The sequence below is a fragment of the Pelistega europaea genome (assembly GCF_013133775.1).
In the GTDB taxonomy this organism is placed as follows: domain Bacteria; phylum Pseudomonadota; class Gammaproteobacteria; order Burkholderiales; family Burkholderiaceae_B; genus Taylorella; species Taylorella europaea.
Window position 1 is genome coordinate 37270 of the sequence record NZ_JABGBO010000008.1, and the last position, 17652, is coordinate 54921.

Annotated in this window: 17 protein-coding genes; 16 read left to right on the top strand and 1 reads right to left on the bottom strand. The window is 41.6% G+C overall.

Annotation, left to right across the window (positions count from 1 at the left end):
* Nucleotides 1-8: 8 nt before the first annotated feature.
* From rpsL to HKX40_RS07955, 11 genes are all read left to right on the top strand, one after another.
* Nucleotides 9-386, top strand: a complete 378-nt coding sequence (gene rpsL, locus HKX40_RS07905) for a 30S ribosomal protein S12 (protein WP_023950745.1) — start codon at nucleotides 9-11, stop codon at nucleotides 384-386.
* A gap of 163 nt (nucleotides 387-549) precedes the next feature.
* A complete protein-coding gene (gene rpsG / locus HKX40_RS07910) occupies nucleotides 550-1020 on the top strand; it encodes a 30S ribosomal protein S7 (RefSeq protein WP_171589040.1) in 471 nt (156 codons plus the stop codon).
* 15 nt (nucleotides 1021-1035) lie between these two features.
* Entirely contained in the window at nucleotides 1036-3141 is a 2106-nt protein-coding gene (gene fusA, locus HKX40_RS07915) for an elongation factor G (RefSeq protein WP_171589041.1), read from the top strand.
* An 81-nt stretch (nucleotides 3142-3222) separates the two neighbouring features.
* The gene (tuf, locus tag HKX40_RS07920) at nucleotides 3223-4413 is read left to right on the top strand and encodes an elongation factor Tu (protein ID WP_171589010.1); all 1191 of its coding nucleotides are present in this window, start codon (nucleotides 3223-3225) and stop codon (nucleotides 4411-4413) included.
* A 165-nt stretch (nucleotides 4414-4578) separates the two neighbouring features.
* The gene (rpsJ, locus tag HKX40_RS07925; RefSeq protein WP_171589042.1) at nucleotides 4579-4890 is read left to right on the top strand and encodes a 30S ribosomal protein S10; all 312 of its coding nucleotides are present in this window, start codon (nucleotides 4579-4581) and stop codon (nucleotides 4888-4890) included.
* Between the two features lie 247 nt (nucleotides 4891-5137).
* Complete coding sequence (locus HKX40_RS07930; protein ID WP_171589043.1) at nucleotides 5138-6109, top strand: TRAP transporter substrate-binding protein; 972 nt, start codon at nucleotides 5138-5140, stop codon at nucleotides 6107-6109.
* 1 nt (nucleotide 6110) lies between these two features.
* On the top strand, nucleotides 6111-6611 hold the full coding sequence (locus HKX40_RS07935) for a TRAP transporter small permease (protein WP_171589044.1): 501 nt from the start codon (nucleotides 6111-6113) through the stop codon (nucleotides 6609-6611).
* Between the two features lie 4 nt (nucleotides 6612-6615).
* Nucleotides 6616-7923, top strand: coding sequence for a TRAP transporter large permease (locus HKX40_RS07940; RefSeq protein WP_171589045.1), 1308 nt, complete (start codon nucleotides 6616-6618; stop codon nucleotides 7921-7923).
* 32 nt (nucleotides 7924-7955) lie between these two features.
* Nucleotides 7956-8105 carry a LacI family DNA-binding transcriptional regulator gene (locus tag HKX40_RS10865; RefSeq protein WP_343043049.1) on the top strand — a complete coding sequence of 50 codons (150 nt, stop codon included), beginning with the start codon at nucleotides 7956-7958 and terminating at the stop codon, nucleotides 8103-8105.
* A gap of 96 nt (nucleotides 8106-8201) precedes the next feature.
* Nucleotides 8202-9644: an NAD-dependent succinate-semialdehyde dehydrogenase gene (locus HKX40_RS07950; protein ID WP_171589046.1), complete on the top strand. Its 1443-nt coding sequence runs from the start codon at nucleotides 8202-8204 to the stop codon at nucleotides 9642-9644.
* Nucleotides 9645-9870: 226 nt separating this feature from the next.
* Nucleotides 9871-11169, top strand: coding sequence for an MFS transporter (locus HKX40_RS07955; protein WP_171589047.1), 1299 nt, complete (start codon nucleotides 9871-9873; stop codon nucleotides 11167-11169).
* Nucleotides 11170-11411: 242 nt separating this feature from the next.
* On the opposite strand, the gene argE is transcribed toward HKX40_RS07955, so the two are convergent.
* The gene (argE, locus tag HKX40_RS07960) at nucleotides 11412-12563 is read right to left on the bottom strand and encodes an acetylornithine deacetylase (protein WP_171589048.1); all 1152 of its coding nucleotides are present in this window, start codon (nucleotides 12561-12563) and stop codon (nucleotides 11412-11414) included.
* A 291-nt stretch (nucleotides 12564-12854) separates the two neighbouring features.
* On the opposite strand from argE, the gene HKX40_RS07965 reads away from it, so the two are divergent.
* From HKX40_RS07965 to HKX40_RS07985, 5 genes are all read left to right on the top strand, one after another.
* Nucleotides 12855-13880 carry a methionine ABC transporter ATP-binding protein gene (locus HKX40_RS07965; protein WP_171589049.1) on the top strand — a complete coding sequence of 342 codons (1026 nt, stop codon included), beginning with the start codon at nucleotides 12855-12857 and terminating at the stop codon, nucleotides 13878-13880.
* Nucleotides 13877-14536 carry a methionine ABC transporter permease gene (locus tag HKX40_RS07970; RefSeq protein WP_171589050.1) on the top strand — a complete coding sequence of 220 codons (660 nt, stop codon included), beginning with the start codon at nucleotides 13877-13879 and terminating at the stop codon, nucleotides 14534-14536. Before HKX40_RS07965 ends, HKX40_RS07970 begins: the two co-directional genes overlap by 4 nt.
* A gap of 175 nt (nucleotides 14537-14711) precedes the next feature.
* A complete protein-coding gene (locus tag HKX40_RS07975; RefSeq protein WP_171589051.1) occupies nucleotides 14712-15497 on the top strand; it encodes a MetQ/NlpA family ABC transporter substrate-binding protein in 786 nt (261 codons plus the stop codon).
* Between the two features lie 164 nt (nucleotides 15498-15661).
* Nucleotides 15662-16063, top strand: a complete 402-nt coding sequence (locus HKX40_RS07980; RefSeq protein WP_171589052.1) for a VOC family protein — start codon at nucleotides 15662-15664, stop codon at nucleotides 16061-16063.
* A gap of 170 nt (nucleotides 16064-16233) precedes the next feature.
* On the top strand, nucleotides 16234-17547 hold the full coding sequence (locus HKX40_RS07985; protein ID WP_171589124.1) for an MFS transporter: 1314 nt from the start codon (nucleotides 16234-16236) through the stop codon (nucleotides 17545-17547).
* Nucleotides 17548-17652: the final 105 nt, after the last annotated feature.

Here is a 17652-nt window from a genome sequence, read left to right on the forward strand (position 1 = left end):
GTAAGGTTATGCCTACCATTAGCCAACTCGTGCGTAAACCGCGCGAAACTAGCCGCGTTAGCAGCAAGAGCCCTGCTCTTGAAAACTGCCCACAACGCCGTGGTGTGTGCACTCGTGTATACACTACTACTCCTAAAAAACCTAACTCAGCAATGCGTAAAGTTGCTAAAGTACGTCTAACCAACGGTTTTGAAGTGATTTCATATATCGGTGGTGAAGGTCACAACCTACAAGAGCACAGTGTTGTACTTGTTCGTGGTGGTCGTGTAAAAGACTTACCTGGTGTACGTTACCATATCGTACGTGGTTCTTTAGACCTTCAAGGTGTTAAAGACCGTAAACAAGCCCGTTCTAAATACGGTGCTAAACGTCCGAAGAAAGCTTAATAGTTAGTTTTTTTCATCAGCTTCCTGCCCATGGGTGGTAAGCGTGCAGCCGCAGCTGCAAGGATATGATAATACTGCGGTATGTAAGGGGCTGTTCTCGTTATTAGGCAGCCATGGCCACGAAAGTGGTTCAACTGAAATAGTCACTAAAAAGGAAGTAAAGATGCCTCGTCGTCGCGAAGTTCCCAAACGTGAGATTCTACCTGATCCAAAATTCGGTAGCGTAGAACTCGCTAAATTTATGAACGTTGTTATGTTATCTGGTAAAAAAGCAGTTGCTGAACGTATCGTTTACGGTGCGCTAGAGCAAATCGCTGCTAAAACAGGTAAAGAGCCTTTAGAAGTATTTAATTTGGCCATTAACAATGTTAAACCTATAGTCGAAGTTAAGAGCCGCCGTGTAGGTGGTGCTAACTATCAAGTACCTGTTGAAGTACGTCCAGTCCGTCGTTTAGCATTGGCTATGCGTTGGGTTCGTGAAGCTGCTAAAAAACGCGGTGAAAAATCTATGGATTTACGTCTTGCAGGTGAATTAATTGACGCATCAGAAGGTCGTGGTGCGGCAATGAAAAAACGTGAAGATACTCATAAAATGGCAGAAGCTAACAAAGCTTTCTCTCATTTCCGTTGGTAATCAAAGGATATTACAATGGCTCGTAAAACCCCAATTAGTCGCTACCGTAACATCGGTATTTCTGCGCACATTGACGCTGGTAAAACCACAACAACAGAACGTATTTTGTTCTATACAGGTGTAAACCACAAGATTGGTGAGGTACATGATGGTGCCGCTACCATGGACTGGATGGAACAAGAGCAAGAGCGTGGTATTACTATTACGTCAGCTGCGACTACTGCTTTCTGGCGTGGTATGGGTAACAACTATCCTGAACACCGCATCAACGTAATTGACACCCCAGGACACGTAGACTTTACCATTGAGGTAGAACGTTCTATGCGTGTGCTTGACGGTGCGTGCATGGTGTATTGTGCTGTGGGTGGTGTACAACCTCAATCTGAAACAGTATGGCGTCAAGCTAACAAGTACCACGTACCTCGTTTGGCGTTTGTGAATAAGATGGACCGTACTGGCGCCAACTTCTTCAAAGTATACGATCAATTAAAAACTCGTTTACGTGCTAATCCAGTACCTATCGTGATTCCTATCGGTTCAGAAGACACTTTCTCTGGTGTTGTGGACTTGATCAAGATGAAAGCGATTATTTGGGACGAGGCTTCTCAAGGTACTAAATTCTCTTACGAAGATATTCCTGCTGATTTGCAAGCTTCTGCTGAAGAATGGCGTGAGAAATTAGTAGAGACTGCTGCTGAAGCATCTGAAGAGTTGATGGATAAATACCTAGAAGAGGGAGATTTATCTGAAGAAGAAATCCTTAAAGCATTGCGTCAACGCACTATCGCGTGCGAAATCCAACCTATGCTTTGCGGTACAGCATTCAAGAACAAGGGCGTACAACGTATGCTAGATGCTGTAGTTGATTTCTTGCCAGCTCCTACAGACATCCCACCAGTACAAGGTGAAGATGAAGATGGTAACAAGATTGAACGTCTTGCTGATGATAAAGAAAAATTCTCTGCATTGGCGTTCAAATTGATGACCGACCCATTTGTTGGTCAACTAACCTTCATTCGTGTTTACTCTGGTACATTAAACTCTGGTGAGACTGTTCTTAACTCTGTTAAGGGCAAGAAAGAGCGTATCGGTCGTATTCTTCAAATGCACGCAAATAACCGCGAAGAAATTAAAGAAGTCCTCGCAGGTGATATTGCGGCAGTAGTAGGTCTTAAAGAAGTTACTACAGGTGAGACTCTTTGTGATGTAGACGCTCCTATCATCCTTGAGCGTATGGAATTCCCAGAGCCAGTAATTTCTCAAGCAGTTGAGCCTAAGTCTAAGGCAGACCAAGAGAAGATGGGCTTGGCGCTTTCTCGTCTCGCACAAGAAGACCCTTCTTTCCGTGTGCGTTCTGACGAAGAATCTGGTCAAACCATTATCTCTGGTATGGGTGAGTTACACCTTGAGATTATCGTTGACCGTATGAAACGTGAATTCAACGTTGAAGCGAATGTAGGTAAACCTCAAGTAGCTTATCGCGAGACTATTCGTAAAACTGTTGAAAACGTGGAAGGTAAATTCGTTAAGCAATCAGGTGGTCGTGGTCAATACGGTCACGTTGTGCTTAAACTTGAACCACTAGAACCAGGTGGTGCTGGTTACGAATTCGTTGATGAAATTAAAGGTGGTGTGGTACCTCGTGAGTACATCCCTGCAGTAGATAAAGGTGTTCAAGAAACATTATCAGCAGGTGTGGTAGCAGGTTACCCAGTTGTAGACGTTAAAGTAACATTGACCTTCGGTTCATACCATGATGTGGACTCTAATGAGAACGCATTCCGTATGGCTGCTTCTATGGCGTTTAAAGAGGGTATGCGCCGTGCAAGCCCTGTACTTCTTGAGCCTATGATGGCTGTTGAAGTAGAGACTCCAGAAGACTACGCAGGTACTGTGATGGGTGACTTGTCTTCTCGTCGTGGTATCGTTCAAGGTATGGACGAAATGGTTGGTGGCGGTAAGATCATTAAAGCAGAGGTTCCTCTTGCTGAGATGTTCGGTTATGCAACTAACCTACGCTCATTAACTCAAGGTCGTGCAACCTACACAATGGAATTCAAGCACTATGCTGAAGCTCCTAAAAACGTTGCAGACGAAGTTATTAGCGCTCGTAACAAGTAGTTTTAAATACGTGTGTGCTTTCTGCTATAATGGAAAGCACACTTTTAATCAATTTATACATTATTTATTCGGATATAAATCATGGCAAAAGGTAAGTTTGAACGTACCAAACCACACGTAAACGTAGGTACGATTGGTCACGTTGACCACGGTAAAACAACATTAACAGCAGCGATTACTACTGTATTAGCGAAAGAGTTCGGTGGTGAAGCGAAGGCTTACGACGCGATTGACGCGGCTCCTGAAGAGCGCGCACGTGGTATTACTATTAACACCGCACACGTAGAATATGAAACAGCGAACCGTCACTATGCGCACGTTGACTGCCCAGGACACGCTGACTATGTTAAGAACATGATTACTGGTGCAGCACAAATGGACGGTGCGATTTTAGTATGTTCAGCAGCAGACGGTCCAATGCCACAAACTCGTGAGCACATTTTGTTGTCACGTCAAGTAGGCGTACCATACATTGTGGTATTCTTAAACAAAGCTGACATGGTAGACGACGAAGAGTTGTTAGAGTTGGTAGAGATGGAAGTTCGTGAGTTGTTATCAAGCTATGACTTCCCAGGTGATGATACACCAATCATCAAGGGTTCAGCTAAATTAGCTCTTGAGGGTGACGAAGGTCCATTGGGTAAACAAGCGATTATGGCGTTGGCTGAGGCGTTAGACTCATACATTCCGACTCCAGAGCGTGCAGTTGACGGTGCTTTCTTGATGCCAGTAGAGGACGTATTCTCTATTTCAGGTCGTGGTACAGTGGTAACAGGCCGTATTGAGCGTGGAGTGATTCACGTAGGTGAAGAGATTGAAATCGTAGGTATCCGTGATACAGCGAAGACAACTTGCACAGGCGTGGAGATGTTCCGTAAGTTACTAGACGAAGGTCAAGCGGGTGATAACGTAGGTTTATTGCTTCGTGGTACTAAGCGTGAAGAGGTAGAGCGTGGTCAAGTGTTAGCGAAACCAGGTACTATTACGCCACATACTAAATTCTCAGCGGAAGTGTATATTCTTTCAAAAGAAGAGGGTGGTCGTCACACACCATTCTTCCAAGGTTATCGTCCACAGTTCTATTTCCGTACGACAGACGTGACAGGTACTATTAATTTGCCAGCGGACAAAGAGATGGTATTGCCAGGTGATAACGTAGCGATGGATGTAGAGTTGATTGCGCCGATCGCGATGGAAGAAGGCTTACGTTTTGCGATCCGTGAAGGTGGTCGTACCGTAGGTGCAGGTGTTGTATCTAAGATTACTGCTTAATTCTAAGTAGAGATTAGATAGTTGCCAAATATCGGGTAGTCGTGTAGACTACCCGATACTTTCAAAGAGTAGTTTTACTTTTGACGTTGTTTGATGTGATTTTCACAGTTTAAGCGTCTGTTCTTTCAATTTTGTTCTTTAAGCTCGTTCTTTAGGATTATTCAAATGAAAAACCAAAAAATTCGTATTCGTCTAAAAGCATTCGATTACAAACTTATCGACCAATCAGCTGCTCAAATCGTTGATACAGCTAAGCGCACTGGTGCAGTAGTTCATGGTCCAGTACCTCTTCCAACTCGTATCAAACGTTATGACGTATTACGTTCTCCACACGTAAATAAAACTTCACGTGACCAGTTTGAAATTCGTACACACCAACGTCTTATGGATATCGTAGATCCTACAGACAAGACAGTTGACGCATTAATGCGTTTAGACTTGCCAGCTGGTGTAGACGTAGAAATTGCTTTACAATAATCCTGATAAGCAGATTTTATGTGTGAAAAAGCCCTGCTCAACGAGTGGGGCTTTTTTCATGCGTGTTTGATTTTGCACCGAAATTGTGCATTATTATTCAATGATATGAACACGTTTGGTAAAAAAGTTTTTTTACCTTATGATTTACTCAGGGGTATAACCACGATATAGTGGTAAATGCTGGGTTTACACCAGCTAAAGAACCAGATATAGTGATGTTTTTTCACTGTTGTTAAGGAGATATAGTATGCTAGGAAAAAAGGCATTATTGGCAGGTTTAGCAGCCAGTGTATGGGCAACAACGGCAGTAGCAGCAACCACATGGGATTTTCCCACTGCTTATCCAGAGAGTAATATGCACACACAGAATATTCGTGCATTTGCTGACAATGTTAAGAAACTAACAAATGGAGAGTTGGTATTTAATATCCACTCTAATGCTTCTCTTTTCAAAATGCCTGAAATTAAGCGTGCTATTCAAACCAATCAAGCTCAAATTGGTGAGTTTATTCTCACTGCTTACGCCAATGAGGATCCTATTTTTGAATTAGATGGTGTGCCATTTGTTGCTTCTGGATATGATGCTGCATGGAAACTTTACCAAGCACAAAAACCATTCCTTGAGAAAAAGTTAGAATCGCAAGGTATGAAACTTCTATTTACTGTTGCATGGCCTCCTCAAGGTATTTTTGTTAATAAGGAGCTTAACAGTGTAGATGACCTTAAAGGTCTAAAATGGCGTGCATATAGTCCTGTAACGGCGAAAATCGCTCAATTAGTTGGTGCCCAGCCTGTGACTATTCAACAAGCAGAGTTGAGTCAAGCGTTGGCAACTGGTGCTGTAAATGCCTTGATGACCTCAAGTGCTACAGGATACGATATTAAGATTAATGAATTTATCAAATATTTCTATGATAATGAGGCGTGGTTGCCTAAAAATGCTGTAGTTGTTAATAAAAAGGTATTTGATAAATTACCAGAAGATCAACAAAAGGCTTTGTTAAAAGCGGCAGATGAAGCGGAAAAAGCCGGTTGGACGCTATCACGTGAAAAGACAGATTTCTTTAAATCCTCTCTTGAGAAAAGTGGCTTGAAGATTTTTAAACCGTCTGACACTTTGCAAAATGGTTTAGTTGAGAAAACTAAAGTTATGCTTGATGAGTGGAAGAAAAAAGCAGGGACTGATGGTGAAAAACTTCTAGAGGCTTATCAAAAATAAGATGCGTAAATTTCTGGATGGTTTGTACAATGTGGCGGCTTATGCCGCTGCATTGTTTATGGTGAGCATTTTAGTATGTGTGCTGTTGCTGATTGTGGGGCGGCAAGTGGGTTGGTATATCCCAGGGCTTAATGCTTATGCAGGGTATTCAATGGCTGCCGCTAGTTTTCTGGCATTGGCACATACTTTTCGACACAATGAGCATATTCGGGTCACGTTAGTGTTAAATGCACTAAATCCTAAATGGCGGCATGTTCTGAATTTACTTTCTTTGTTTATCGCTTTGGTGTTGGCAGCTAATGTTGCCTATTATAGTATCCATTTGGTGATGGAGTCTTATGAGTTTAATGACCTCTCGGTTGAGGAGGATGCAACACCATTGTGGATTCCTCAACTAGCAATGGCGATAGGGAGTGTGTTATTTGCAGTAGCTTTGTTAGAAGAGCTTGTGCGAACATTTATTACAAAAAAAGACGTTATTGCTTCGTCTACAGCAGAGTAGTTTTATGGTAGAAAGTGTCGTTATTATTGTACTTATTCTTGCTATTTTGGGCTTTTTGGCTAGTGGCGTATGGGTCGGATTGGCGTTGTCTGGGGCTGCTTGGCTTGTGATGGAGCTATTCTCTCCTCGTGCAGCTGGTTCTGCTATGGCAATCTCTATTTGGGGGGCTTCTTCTAGTTGGACGTTGACCGCCTTACCTCTGTTCCTATGGATGGGGGAGATTTTATTTCGCACTCGTTTATCCAGTGATTTGTTTAAGGGATTGGCTCCGTGGTTAGATGCTGTACCAGGACGGTTATTGCATACTAACATTGTAGGGTGTGCAATTTTTGCTGCTGTTTCTGGGTCTTCCGCTGCAACTTGTGCAACGATTGGCAAGATGACGATTCCTGAATTACGTCAACGTGGTTATCCTGATAGTCTTATCCTTGGAACGCTTGCAGGTGCTGGTACATTGGGATTACTTATTCCACCATCAATCATTATGATTGTTTATGCCGTTTCTGCTAATGTGTCTATGGCCAAGTTATTTATGGCAGGCGTATTCCCTGGCATCTTACTCGCGGTGTTGTTCATGGGCTATATCTTCATATGGGGATTGCGCCATCCTGAATTAAACAAAGCTAACGAAGACCAACGTCTGAGTTTTGCCCAAAAGGTCTATGCTTCTCGTAGTCTTATTCCTGTGATACTCCTGATTGCTGCTGTTTTGGGGTCTATTTACACTGGGGTGGCCACTGCGACAGAGGCTGCTGCTGTTGGTGTTGTGGGAGCATTGGTTATTGCTGTATTGCAAGGTGATATGAGTCTGCGAGTCTTTATTGATTCCTTAATGGGTGCCACTCGTACGTTCTGTATGATTGCTTTGATTTTGGCAGGTGCCCAATTTCTCACCTTGGCGATGGGATATATTGGCTTGCCCAATGCGCTAGCGCAATGGATTGGTACACTTGGCTTATCTCAGTTTGGATTAATCATCGTATTGATGATTTTTTTCATTATTATGGGCTGCTTCTTAGATGGTATTTCGTTAGTAGTACTGACAATGGGTGTGCTACTGCCAACTGTTCAGGCCGCAAATATTGATTTGATTTGGTTTGGGGTGTTTCTAATTTTTGTAATTGAAATGGCTCAGATTACGCCACCTGTTGGGTTTAATCTATTTGTTCTGGCAGGCATGAGTAAAAAGGAATTAAGTTATATTGCTAGAGTATCAGTGCCTATGTTTATATTGATGGTAATTGCCGTATTTATTATTTACGCATTCCCTGATATTGTTATGTGGTTACCAATGACTGCTAGTGATATTTAACCAATATCATCTTTTTCACAAGGAGAACTGTAGTGCCTTCATCCAAGGACGTTGCTAAAAAAGCAGGGGTATCACAGACCACAGTGTCTCGTGTGTTAAATAACTCCTCTTCTGTAGCACAAGCAACTCGAGAAAAGGTGCTACAAGCTATTGATGCCTTAGGGTATATCCCCCGATGCTAATGCACGCAGCTTGGTGTCACAAAAGACCCATACTATTTCTCTTATCATGGCAAAACTTTTTGCTAAGGTGTAGAGTTGTTCTTTTGGAGAATGAAAATGTCTTTTAATCCATTGTTATTTAAAACACAAGCCTATATCAATGGCAAGTGGGCAGATGCTGATAGTGATAAAACTATTGAGGTTACTAATCCTGCTACAGGAGAGGTGATTGGGACCATTCCTAATATGGGCAAAACTGAGGCAGAGCGTGCCGTACAGGCAGCAGAGGCAGCTTTGGTTGTGTGGCAACAGAAAACAGCCAAAGAACGCTCTAATATTCTGCGTAAATGGTTTAACTTGATGATGCAATATCAAGATGATTTGGCTTATATTTTGACATGTGAACAAGGTAAACCCATACCGGAAGCGAAAGGTGAGATTGCTTATGGAGCTTCTTATATTGAATGGTTTGCAGAAGAAGCTAAGCGGATTTACGGGGATACAATTCCAGGTCCTGCCAATGATCGCCGTATTGTTGTGCTAAAACAACCGATTGGTGTGTGTGCTGCTATTACCCCATGGAACTTTCCTAATGCGATGATTACTCGTAAAGCAGCCCCAGCTTTAGCTGCAGGATGTACTTTTGTGATTCGTCCTGCATCACAGACCCCATTTTCTGCACTTGCATTGGCAGCGTTAGCTGAAGAAGCAGGCATTCCCGCCGGGGTGTTTAATGTTATTACAGGAAGTTCATCAGAGATTGGTAAAGTGCTTACTGAAAGTCCTATCGTGCGTAAATTTAGCTTTACTGGTTCAACAGAAGTAGGGCGTTTGTTAATGCAACAATGTGCTTCCACTATTAAAAAGGTATCCTTAGAGCTAGGTGGTAATGCACCATTCTTGGTTTTTGATGATGCGAATATTGATGCAGCTGTTCAAGGGGCACTAATTGCAAAATTCCGTAATGCAGGGCAGACTTGCGTATGTGCTAACCGTATTTATGTACAAGCAGGTGTTTATGATGAGTTCTGCCAGAAACTTGCAGTGGCTACTCAAAATATGAAAGTAGGTAATGGTGTTGAGGCTGGTGTGGAAGTCGGTCCAATGATTGATCAAAAAGCAGTAGCCAATACTATCAGCATGTTAGAGGATGCTAAGGCTAAAGGTGCTGAGGTACTTTGCGGAGGCAACCAAAAAGATTTATTCGTCACACCTGCTGTCATCAAGAATGCAACAAGTGATATGCGCGTGTTTAAAGAAGAAATCTTTGGACCATTGGCTCCTGTATTTAAATTTGAAACAGAAGAAGAGGCTATCCGTTTGGCTAATGACACTGAATATGGTTTAGCGTCTTACTTCTATAGTGAAAATATGAATCGCATCATTCGTGTATCTGAAAAATTAGATTACGGTATGGTGGGCGTAAATACTGGTATTATTTCCAATGAAGCTGCACCATTTGGTGGCGTGAAACAATCAGGTTTGGGCCGTGAAGGGTCTAAATACGGCATTGAAGACTATTTGGAAATTAAGTATGTCGCTATTGGTAATGTGGCGTAGTACTTATTTAGTGAGTGCTTAGTTAGAAAGAAGGGCTTGATTTATAAGCCCTTTTTCTATTTTTATGCAAAATATGCTATTTGAATAAGTGGGCAAATAAAGGAGAATATTGCGAGGGGATATTTGCCCTAGTAAAAACCCTAAGTTACTTTGTTACTAAAAGCCTATACAGTGACTTTTTTAATGTTTAGCTACTTTTTAGATAGCATGATTGGAGAGGATAAGTATGGATACACATACACCGAAATTTCGTAATTTAGCAGCCGCTATTATCGGTAATGCTTTAGAGTGGTATGACTTTTTAGTTTTTGCCTTTATGACACCAATTATTTCTAAAGTATTTTTCCCTACGATTGAGGGGGGAGATAATGGACTAAATGGCGTATTGTACATGACCGCTGTTTTTGGTGTCGGTTTTTTTATGCGTCCTGTGGGTGGTATTTTATTAGGGATATATGCTGATAAAAAGGGACGTAAGGCGGCAATGATTCTGGTGACAACATTGATGGCCATTGCTTTAGCACTTATCACGGTTACACCTTCTTATGCTTCTATTGGGGTGTTGGCCCCTATTATTGTGCTGATTGCTCGCCTTATCCAAGGGTTTTCTGCTGGAGGTGAGTTTGGTACAGCAACAGCATTATTGATCGAAATGGCTCCTGCAAATCGTCGGGGATTCTACGGTTCTTGGCAAATGACAGGGCAGATGATAGGTCTACTAATCGGTGCTGGTGCGGGTACATTGACGACCGCTATTTTCTCGCAAGAGGAAATTCAGGCTTGGGCATGGCGTATTCCCTTTTTCTTTGGTTTATTGATTATTCCTGTAGCAGTTTATATCCGTAACAAGCTAGAAGAAACAGAGACTTTTATTGAATTACAACGAGAAAAAGCACAAGGCAAAGTGAAGCAGGCAACAATGGGTGAAACCTTGGCGCACGCATGGCGTGAGATTCTCATCGGGATTGGCTTAGTATGTGCGGCAACAGTGACGGTATACATTACATTCACCTATTTAGTGACTTTCTCAACTAAAATTCTGGGACTACCACTCCAAGATACCTTCCGAGTGCAGTTGTTAGGGGCCTTGTGGGTGGTGATTTTGACTCCAATATTTGGGTTGTTGTCTGACAAAATAAGCAAGGGTCTTTTATTAAAAGTATCTCTGGGCTTGTTCCTAATTAGTATGTATCCAGTATACTCTTGGTTGGTGGCAGCTCCTTCAATTGACCGTTTATTGGTGGTTCAATTAGTGGTGGGCTTTTTTACTGCCGGATTCTTTGCAGTGTTTAGTAATATGATGGCAGTATTGTTCCCAACACATGTTCGTTCATTGGGCATGTCACTGTCCTATAACATTGCTGTATTGGTATTAGGTGGCTTTGCACAGTTCTTTGTTACTTGGTTGATTCAAGTGACTAACTCACCTCTTGCACCTACTTTCTATGTGATGGGAGGACTGGCCTTAGGATTAATTGCTGCATTAGCTTTAGGTAAACGTGCAGATGCAGAAATTCCTCATTAGGATGGACGGGCTTCACCGATAGTAGAGAAGCCTGTTGGGGGGCATAATACTTACTCCTAATGATGGGTAGTAGAGAACGGTTTTAGAGGTATACCCCCCTACTGCTAAGGTTTAGTCCGTTTGATAGATGGGGGATGCTCGAGAGCAGTCTTTGTAGCAACAAAAAGGCGTTTCTTTTCATAAGAGGAAACGCCTTTGGTAAAACCAACCGTTATTGCAGGTTGGCAGAGAGAAATGCTACCTTAAAGAGAAGCAACCAATTTGCGCAAGAAGTTATCGCAAGCATCTAGTTGTTCTAACTCAATAAATTCATTAGGTTTATGAGCCTGTTCAATACTACCTGGACCGCAGACAATGGTAGGTATGCCGATACGTTCAAATAAACCAGCTTCAGTGCCGTAAGCTACTTTGCGTACCTCATTATCACGGGTTAATGCACGAACAAGAGCAGTAATTGCGGCTTTCTCAGATGCTTCCAAGCCTGGTGCACAAGCATTTGTAGTAATCTCTACATTTGCCTCAGGGAATTCTTTTTGCATCCGAGGGACTAATTCATCACGGACATATGCCTCTACCTTTGCTTGAATTTCTGCAACAGGAATTCCTGGAAGATTACGGAATTCATATTTAAAGGTGCAGTCTTCAGGGATAGTATTGACAGCAATCCCTCCTTCGATAAGGTTGGTTGTCATAGTAGTAAAAGGCACATCATACTTATCATCAAAAGGACCATTTTGGCGATAGTAGTCTGCAATGTCTCGGATATGGCAGATGAGACGAGCTGCGTGTTCAATAGCATTACAACCACGAGGGGTAAGAGATGAATGAGCAGCTTTCCCATGTACATGACAAGTAAATAAATTGATGCCTTTATGAGCTACAACAACCCGCATATTGGTAGGTTCTCCGACAACACAACCCTCTACACTCAGTCCTCGCTTAGCTAGTTCTTCTACCATGAAAGGGGCACCAGCACATCCCACTTCTTCATCATAAGAAAAAGCAAAATGAAGGGGCTTTTTACGCGGTTGTTGGATAAACTCAGGAAGTAATGCTAGGATTGATGCGATAAAACCTTTCATATCACAAGTGCCTCGGCCATAAAGTTTGCCGTCTTTTTCTGTGGCTTGAAATGGTGGAGTATGCCAATCTTGTCCATCAACAGGGACAACATCAGTGTGTCCTGATAAAACAATACCGCCTTTTATGCTGCCATCAGAAGCAGGAAGGGTAGCGAATAAATTGGCTTTAGTTTTTTCTGGATTAGTGGTAGTCCAGCAAATGAGATTATGCTGCTCTAGATAATTTTGAATGGTGGATATGAGGTCTAAATTAGAGTTGCGACTGGTTGTGTCAAAAGCAACCAGTTTTTCTAACCATTGGCGAGTGTTCATAAAAATCAAACTCCTTAAACAAAATCAGGGGTACAGACATTCTAAATCTTAAATGTATAGATGGCTAGTTATTCATATATTATTTGGCATCTCGGTAGTTGGCAAAGATGAAAAAAATTCCCATATAACGCAAATTAAATTAATAAATAGATATTTATTTCTTAAAGTAATAAATTAATGGTTGAAGAATATATAACTAAAGGTGATAATATAAACCTTGAACATGCTTTGGTCACTAGGGCAAGAAGAAAAAGAGAGCTAGTGATAATTTATTGATAACAGGGTTTTATCTTGATTCAAATTAAAAATATTCATAAATATTTTCATACCAAAGAAAAGACCTTGCATGCTTTGCAAGGTATTAGTTTAGATATAGAAGACGGTAAAGTATTTGGTATTATTGGTCGTTCTGGGGCGGGGAAATCCACGCTTATCCGTATGATTAATTTATTAGAGCGTCCAGATAAAGGCGAGATTATCATTGATGGTACGGATATTACTAAACTGCCAGTGAGTGGTTTGCGAGAGTTGCGTCACGAGATTGGGATGGTGTTTCAGCACTTTAATTTACTCAATTCTCGTACTGTTCTTGATAATGTGATTTATCCCTTACGCATTGCAGGTGTTGATGCAGATACACGCAGGAAACGGGCTTTAGAATTGCTAGAGCTGGTGGGACTCAAAGATCACGTTCATAAATATCCTCGTCAATTATCAGGAGGTCAAAAGCAGCGAGTTGGTATTGCTCGTGCCTTGGCAACTCGCCCTAAGATTCTATTATGTGATGAGGCAACCAGTGCTTTAGATCCAGAAACGACACAATCCGTATTGGCATTGCTAAATGAGATTAATAAATCGCTTGGCATTACGATTGTTTTGATTACCCACGGCATGGATGTGATTCGTAGCATCTGTGATGAAGTAGCTATTATTGATGGCGGTAAAATTGTCGAACAAGGGCGTGTAATCGATGTATTTCTGCATCCTAGACACACTACCACTAAAGCTCTGCTAAGTGAAAGTGGTGTTGATGCTGATGCTTGGCGTGTTTTCGCTGATAAACTTAACGGCGATATTATTCAGTTAACTTATCATGGCGAGGCGGCGGCCGAACCTTTATTAAGTCATATTAGCCGTGAATTATCACTAGACTTAAGTATTTTACAAGGGGCTGTCGGTAAGATTAAGGACATTCCTTTTGGTCAGCTCGTCATTGCTGTTAATTATCCTGATGGCGTGGCAGCAGAGGGTACCAGAGTGAAGATGAAGACCTTTTTTGAAGAAAAACACGTTGATTTTGAGGTATTGCAAGCATGAGTTGGTCTACCCTAAATTGGAATATTGTTCGTGAAGCTGGGATTGATACCTTATTGATGACAGGTTGGTCTTTGCTTTTTACGATTATTATTGGTTTACCGTTGGGTGTATATCTATTTTTAACAAGCGAGAATCAATTATTGGCCAATAAGCCTGTTTATAGAACACTTTCTTTTATCGTCAATGTGTTGCGCTCTGTGCCATTTTTGATTTTGCTTATTGTGCTAATTCCTTTTACTCGTGCAATCGTGGGTAGTGCCTTGGGAGTGGCTGGAGCTGTTCCTCCATTGGTTGTCGGCGCATCTCCTTTTTTTGCGCGTCTTGTTGAGAATGTATTGCGTGAATTAGACCCTGGTATTAGTGAGGCTAGTAAGGCTATGGGGGCAACTGCTCGCCAGACTGTATTGTGGGCGTTATTGCCTGAAGCATTAACAGGGATTATTGCAGCGATTACGGTAACAACGATTACCCTGATAAATTACTCTGCTATGTCTGGTGTTATTGGTGGTGGTGGTCTGGGTGATATTGCTATCCGGTATGGTTATCAACGCTATCAGACTGATATGATGATTGTCACAGTGGTTATCTTGATTGTATTGGTACAAGTAATCCAAACTGTGGGTGATAAGTTAGTCATTAAGTTTATGCGTAAATAAGGACGATATAATTAGTTAGTTTTACAGAGAGTAGTTAACTTGTTATTAAGTTTATGCATGAGAGAATAAGTCAATCAGTTAACTTATGTAAAGAATGTATTGGTAGGGGCTTTATCGAAGGCAGCATCTACCGTCATATGGTTCAACAAACAATTTATCCTTATAGGAGTTTTTTATGAAATTAACAAAATTATTTGGTGCATTAGCAATTGCTGGTTTTCTGGCAACTGGCGCTCAAGCAGCGACCAAATTAAGCGTAGCAGCAACACCTGTTCCTCACGCTGAAATTCTTGAACATATCAAACCAACTTTGGCAAAAGAAGGAATCGATTTGGATGTTAAAGTATTCACTGACTATGTTCAGCCTAATCAACAAGTGTTCGATAAAGCGATTGATACGAACTTCTTCCAGCACAAACCTTATCTTGATACTTTTAATAAAGAGCAAGGTACTAACTTAGTTTCTGTAGGTTTAGTACATGTAGAGCCTTTTGGTGCATACTCTAAAAAATTAAAAAAAGGTGATGCTATCCCTGATGGGGCTATTGTAGCGATTCCTAATGACCCATCTAACGGTGGACGTGCTTTATTGTTAATCGAAAAACAAGGTCTTATCAAACTAAAAGATCCAAGCAACTTATTAGCAACAGCGGCAGATGTTGTTGAAAATCCTAAAAACTTGAAGTTTAAAGAATTGGAAGCAGCAACTCTACCTCGTGTATTGGATGATGTGACTATCGCCTTAATTAATGCTAACTACGCTCTAGAAGCAGGTTTAAAACCAACAGAAGATGCTTTATTTATTGAAGATGCTGAGTCTCCTTATGCAAACTTAGTGGCTACTCGTCCAGACAAAGCAGAATCTCCAGAAATTAAGGCTCTTATCAAAGCATTACAAACTCCTGATGTGAAAAAATTCATTGAGGAAAAATACAAGGGTGCTGTTGTGCCAGCGTTTTAATGTAGTGTAGTTGCTCTCTATCTTTTACCCCCAAACCCCGATAAGTGAACATACCTATCGGGGTTTTTTCTTGATGGCAAAATCAACGGTTAATGTAGTAACTAAAGCATAGGAGTAAAATACTGGAGTTGGACTGTCTTATGGTTTGATGAAAAGGAGATAGGATGAAAATAGAGCGTCTAGATCATTTTGTGTTGACAGTAGCGGATATTCAGCGGACGGTGGATTTTTATACCCAGGTGATGGGGATGAAAGCAGAAATGTTTGGGGCAGGGCGTATTGCTTTACATTATGGTCAACAAAAAATCAATCTACACCTAAAGGGACATGAAATTGAACCTAAGGCCTTGCATGCTGTGTGTGGTAGCGCAGATCTATGCTTTATTACGAGTACTCCTATTGAGGATGTGATGAGTGAACTTCAATCGAGAGGAGTTGAAGTTATTGATGGTGTTGTTCCTAGAACAGGAGCTTTAGGTGCTATTCAATCTATTTATTTTAGAGATCCTGACGGTAATTTAATCGAGGTGAGTCAATATATTGATAGGGTAACGCAGGTAGATTGATAAGTTAACGGATATACATGTGCAAATTTGATATTGTGTATGAATAAAAAACATTTTTAGAAATGGCGATACTCTATTACAATATCGTACTTTTTTCATAAGTGACCACTATGGCGTATCACTGCAGTGATATACCATGGGTCAACTACAAACAAATAGAACGATTTTTGATGAGACAAACTGCCATGAAGACCATCCAAGATTATATTGATCAGACCCCTTTTTCTGCATTTCAAAAACTTATTTTTGTATTGACGTTTTTTGTCGCTTTTTTTGATGGCTATGATACTGCTGTGATTGGTTATGTTGCACCTAGCCTGATGAGCGAGTGGGGTGTTGCTAAACCAGATTTGGCGCCGGTGCTGAGTGCTGCTCTGTGGGGGCTGGCTTGCGGTGCGATTAGCAGTGGTCCCCTGGCAGACCGTATTGGGCGTAAATATTTGCTGGTGGGGTCTGTGACATTGTTTGCTGTAGGAAGTTTAGTTTCCTCCCTGGCTGCATCTTTGGACATGCTAGTGATATGGAGGTTTATCACTGGAGTGGGTTTAGGAGCTGCTATGCCAAATGCAGTGACACTTTTGTCTGAATATTCTCCACAACAACAGCGTGCACGCATTGTGAATACAATGTTCTGTGGATTCCCTCTGGGTGCGGCTATTGGGGGGTTTATTGCGAGTTATTTAATTCCTGCTTATGGTTGGCAATCAGCGTTTCTGTTTGGTGGTGTATTCCCATTGATTTTGGGTTTCTTGATGATTTTTTGTGTGCCTGAGTCAGTACGCTTTCTCTCGTCACGTGCTGGGGCTGAACATCGTATTAAGGCGATTTTGGCAAAGATGGGAGGGGATTCTTTAGAACAAGTGGACTGTCATGTACAAGAAGAAACTATGGTGAAGGGACAGGGCATTAAGGTAGTGCTTTCTAATCATTTTATTTTCGGATCGGTACTGTTGTGGATTTGCTATTTCATGGGGCTAGTGATTTTCTATGGTGTGATTAACTGGATGCCTGTGTTATTAAAAAGCTCTATGGATGCTGGATTGGCTAAGCAAGTGACAGGGTTATTTGCTTTTGGAGGCTTGGGTGCCATCGCGAGTGGTTATTTAATGGATCGCTACAATGTCAACTATCTTAATGCGTTGTTGGCGGTGCTGACTGCAGTGGGTATTGCAGTGATGGGTCTGAGTCTACAATGGGGTACAGTCGCTTTAATTTTCATTGTGTTGTTTGCAGGTGTGGTGATGAATACGCTACAAGCCTCATTGCCTACAGTAGCTGCTCTGTTTTACCCCACTCAAGGGCGTACAACAGGTGTGTCATGGATGATGGGTATTGGTCGCTTTGGTGGAGTGGCAGGAACGTATTTAATGGCAGAATTAAATCGCCTTGAATTTAGCCTGGAGCAAATGTTTTATTGTCTGGCAATTCCTGCAGTGATTACAGCTGTGTGTTTATTATTAAAGCAGTGGGTCTATAAGCACTAGGGTGGATTGGTGTGTTTTGACACCGATTAGAGTCTCCTCCAAGGTCGGTATAATGGATTTTTTACCCAAAAGTGCTTTGCACTCAATGATGGCGATATTCTCCTT

Coding starts and splice junctions, on each gene's coding strand:
- HKX40_RS07985 (WP_171589124.1), top strand. CDS start 16,234: ATGAGACAAACTGCCATGAAGACCATCCAAGATTATATTGATCAGACC.
- HKX40_RS07935 (WP_171589044.1), top strand. CDS start 6,111: ATGCGTAAATTTCTGGATGGTTTGTACAATGTGGCGGCTTATGCCGCT.
- HKX40_RS07970 (WP_171589050.1), top strand. CDS start 13,877: ATGAGTTGGTCTACCCTAAATTGGAATATTGTTCGTGAAGCTGGGATT.
- HKX40_RS07940 (WP_171589045.1), top strand. CDS start 6,616: ATGGTAGAAAGTGTCGTTATTATTGTACTTATTCTTGCTATTTTGGGC.
- rpsG (WP_171589040.1), top strand. CDS start 550: ATGCCTCGTCGTCGCGAAGTTCCCAAACGTGAGATTCTACCTGATCCA.
- rpsJ (WP_171589042.1), top strand. CDS start 4,579: ATGAAAAACCAAAAAATTCGTATTCGTCTAAAAGCATTCGATTACAAA.
- rpsL (WP_023950745.1), top strand. CDS start 9: ATGCCTACCATTAGCCAACTCGTGCGTAAACCGCGCGAAACTAGCCGC.
- HKX40_RS07950 (WP_171589046.1), top strand. CDS start 8,202: ATGTCTTTTAATCCATTGTTATTTAAAACACAAGCCTATATCAATGGC.
- argE (WP_171589048.1), bottom strand. CDS start 12,563: ATGAACACTCGCCAATGGTTAGAAAAACTGGTTGCTTTTGACACAACC.
- HKX40_RS07975 (WP_171589051.1), top strand. CDS start 14,712: ATGAAATTAACAAAATTATTTGGTGCATTAGCAATTGCTGGTTTTCTG.
- fusA (WP_171589041.1), top strand. CDS start 1,036: ATGGCTCGTAAAACCCCAATTAGTCGCTACCGTAACATCGGTATTTCT.
- tuf (WP_171589010.1), top strand. CDS start 3,223: ATGGCAAAAGGTAAGTTTGAACGTACCAAACCACACGTAAACGTAGGT.
- HKX40_RS07930 (WP_171589043.1), top strand. CDS start 5,138: ATGCTAGGAAAAAAGGCATTATTGGCAGGTTTAGCAGCCAGTGTATGG.
- HKX40_RS07955 (WP_171589047.1), top strand. CDS start 9,871: ATGGATACACATACACCGAAATTTCGTAATTTAGCAGCCGCTATTATC.
- HKX40_RS07980 (WP_171589052.1), top strand. CDS start 15,662: ATGAAAATAGAGCGTCTAGATCATTTTGTGTTGACAGTAGCGGATATT.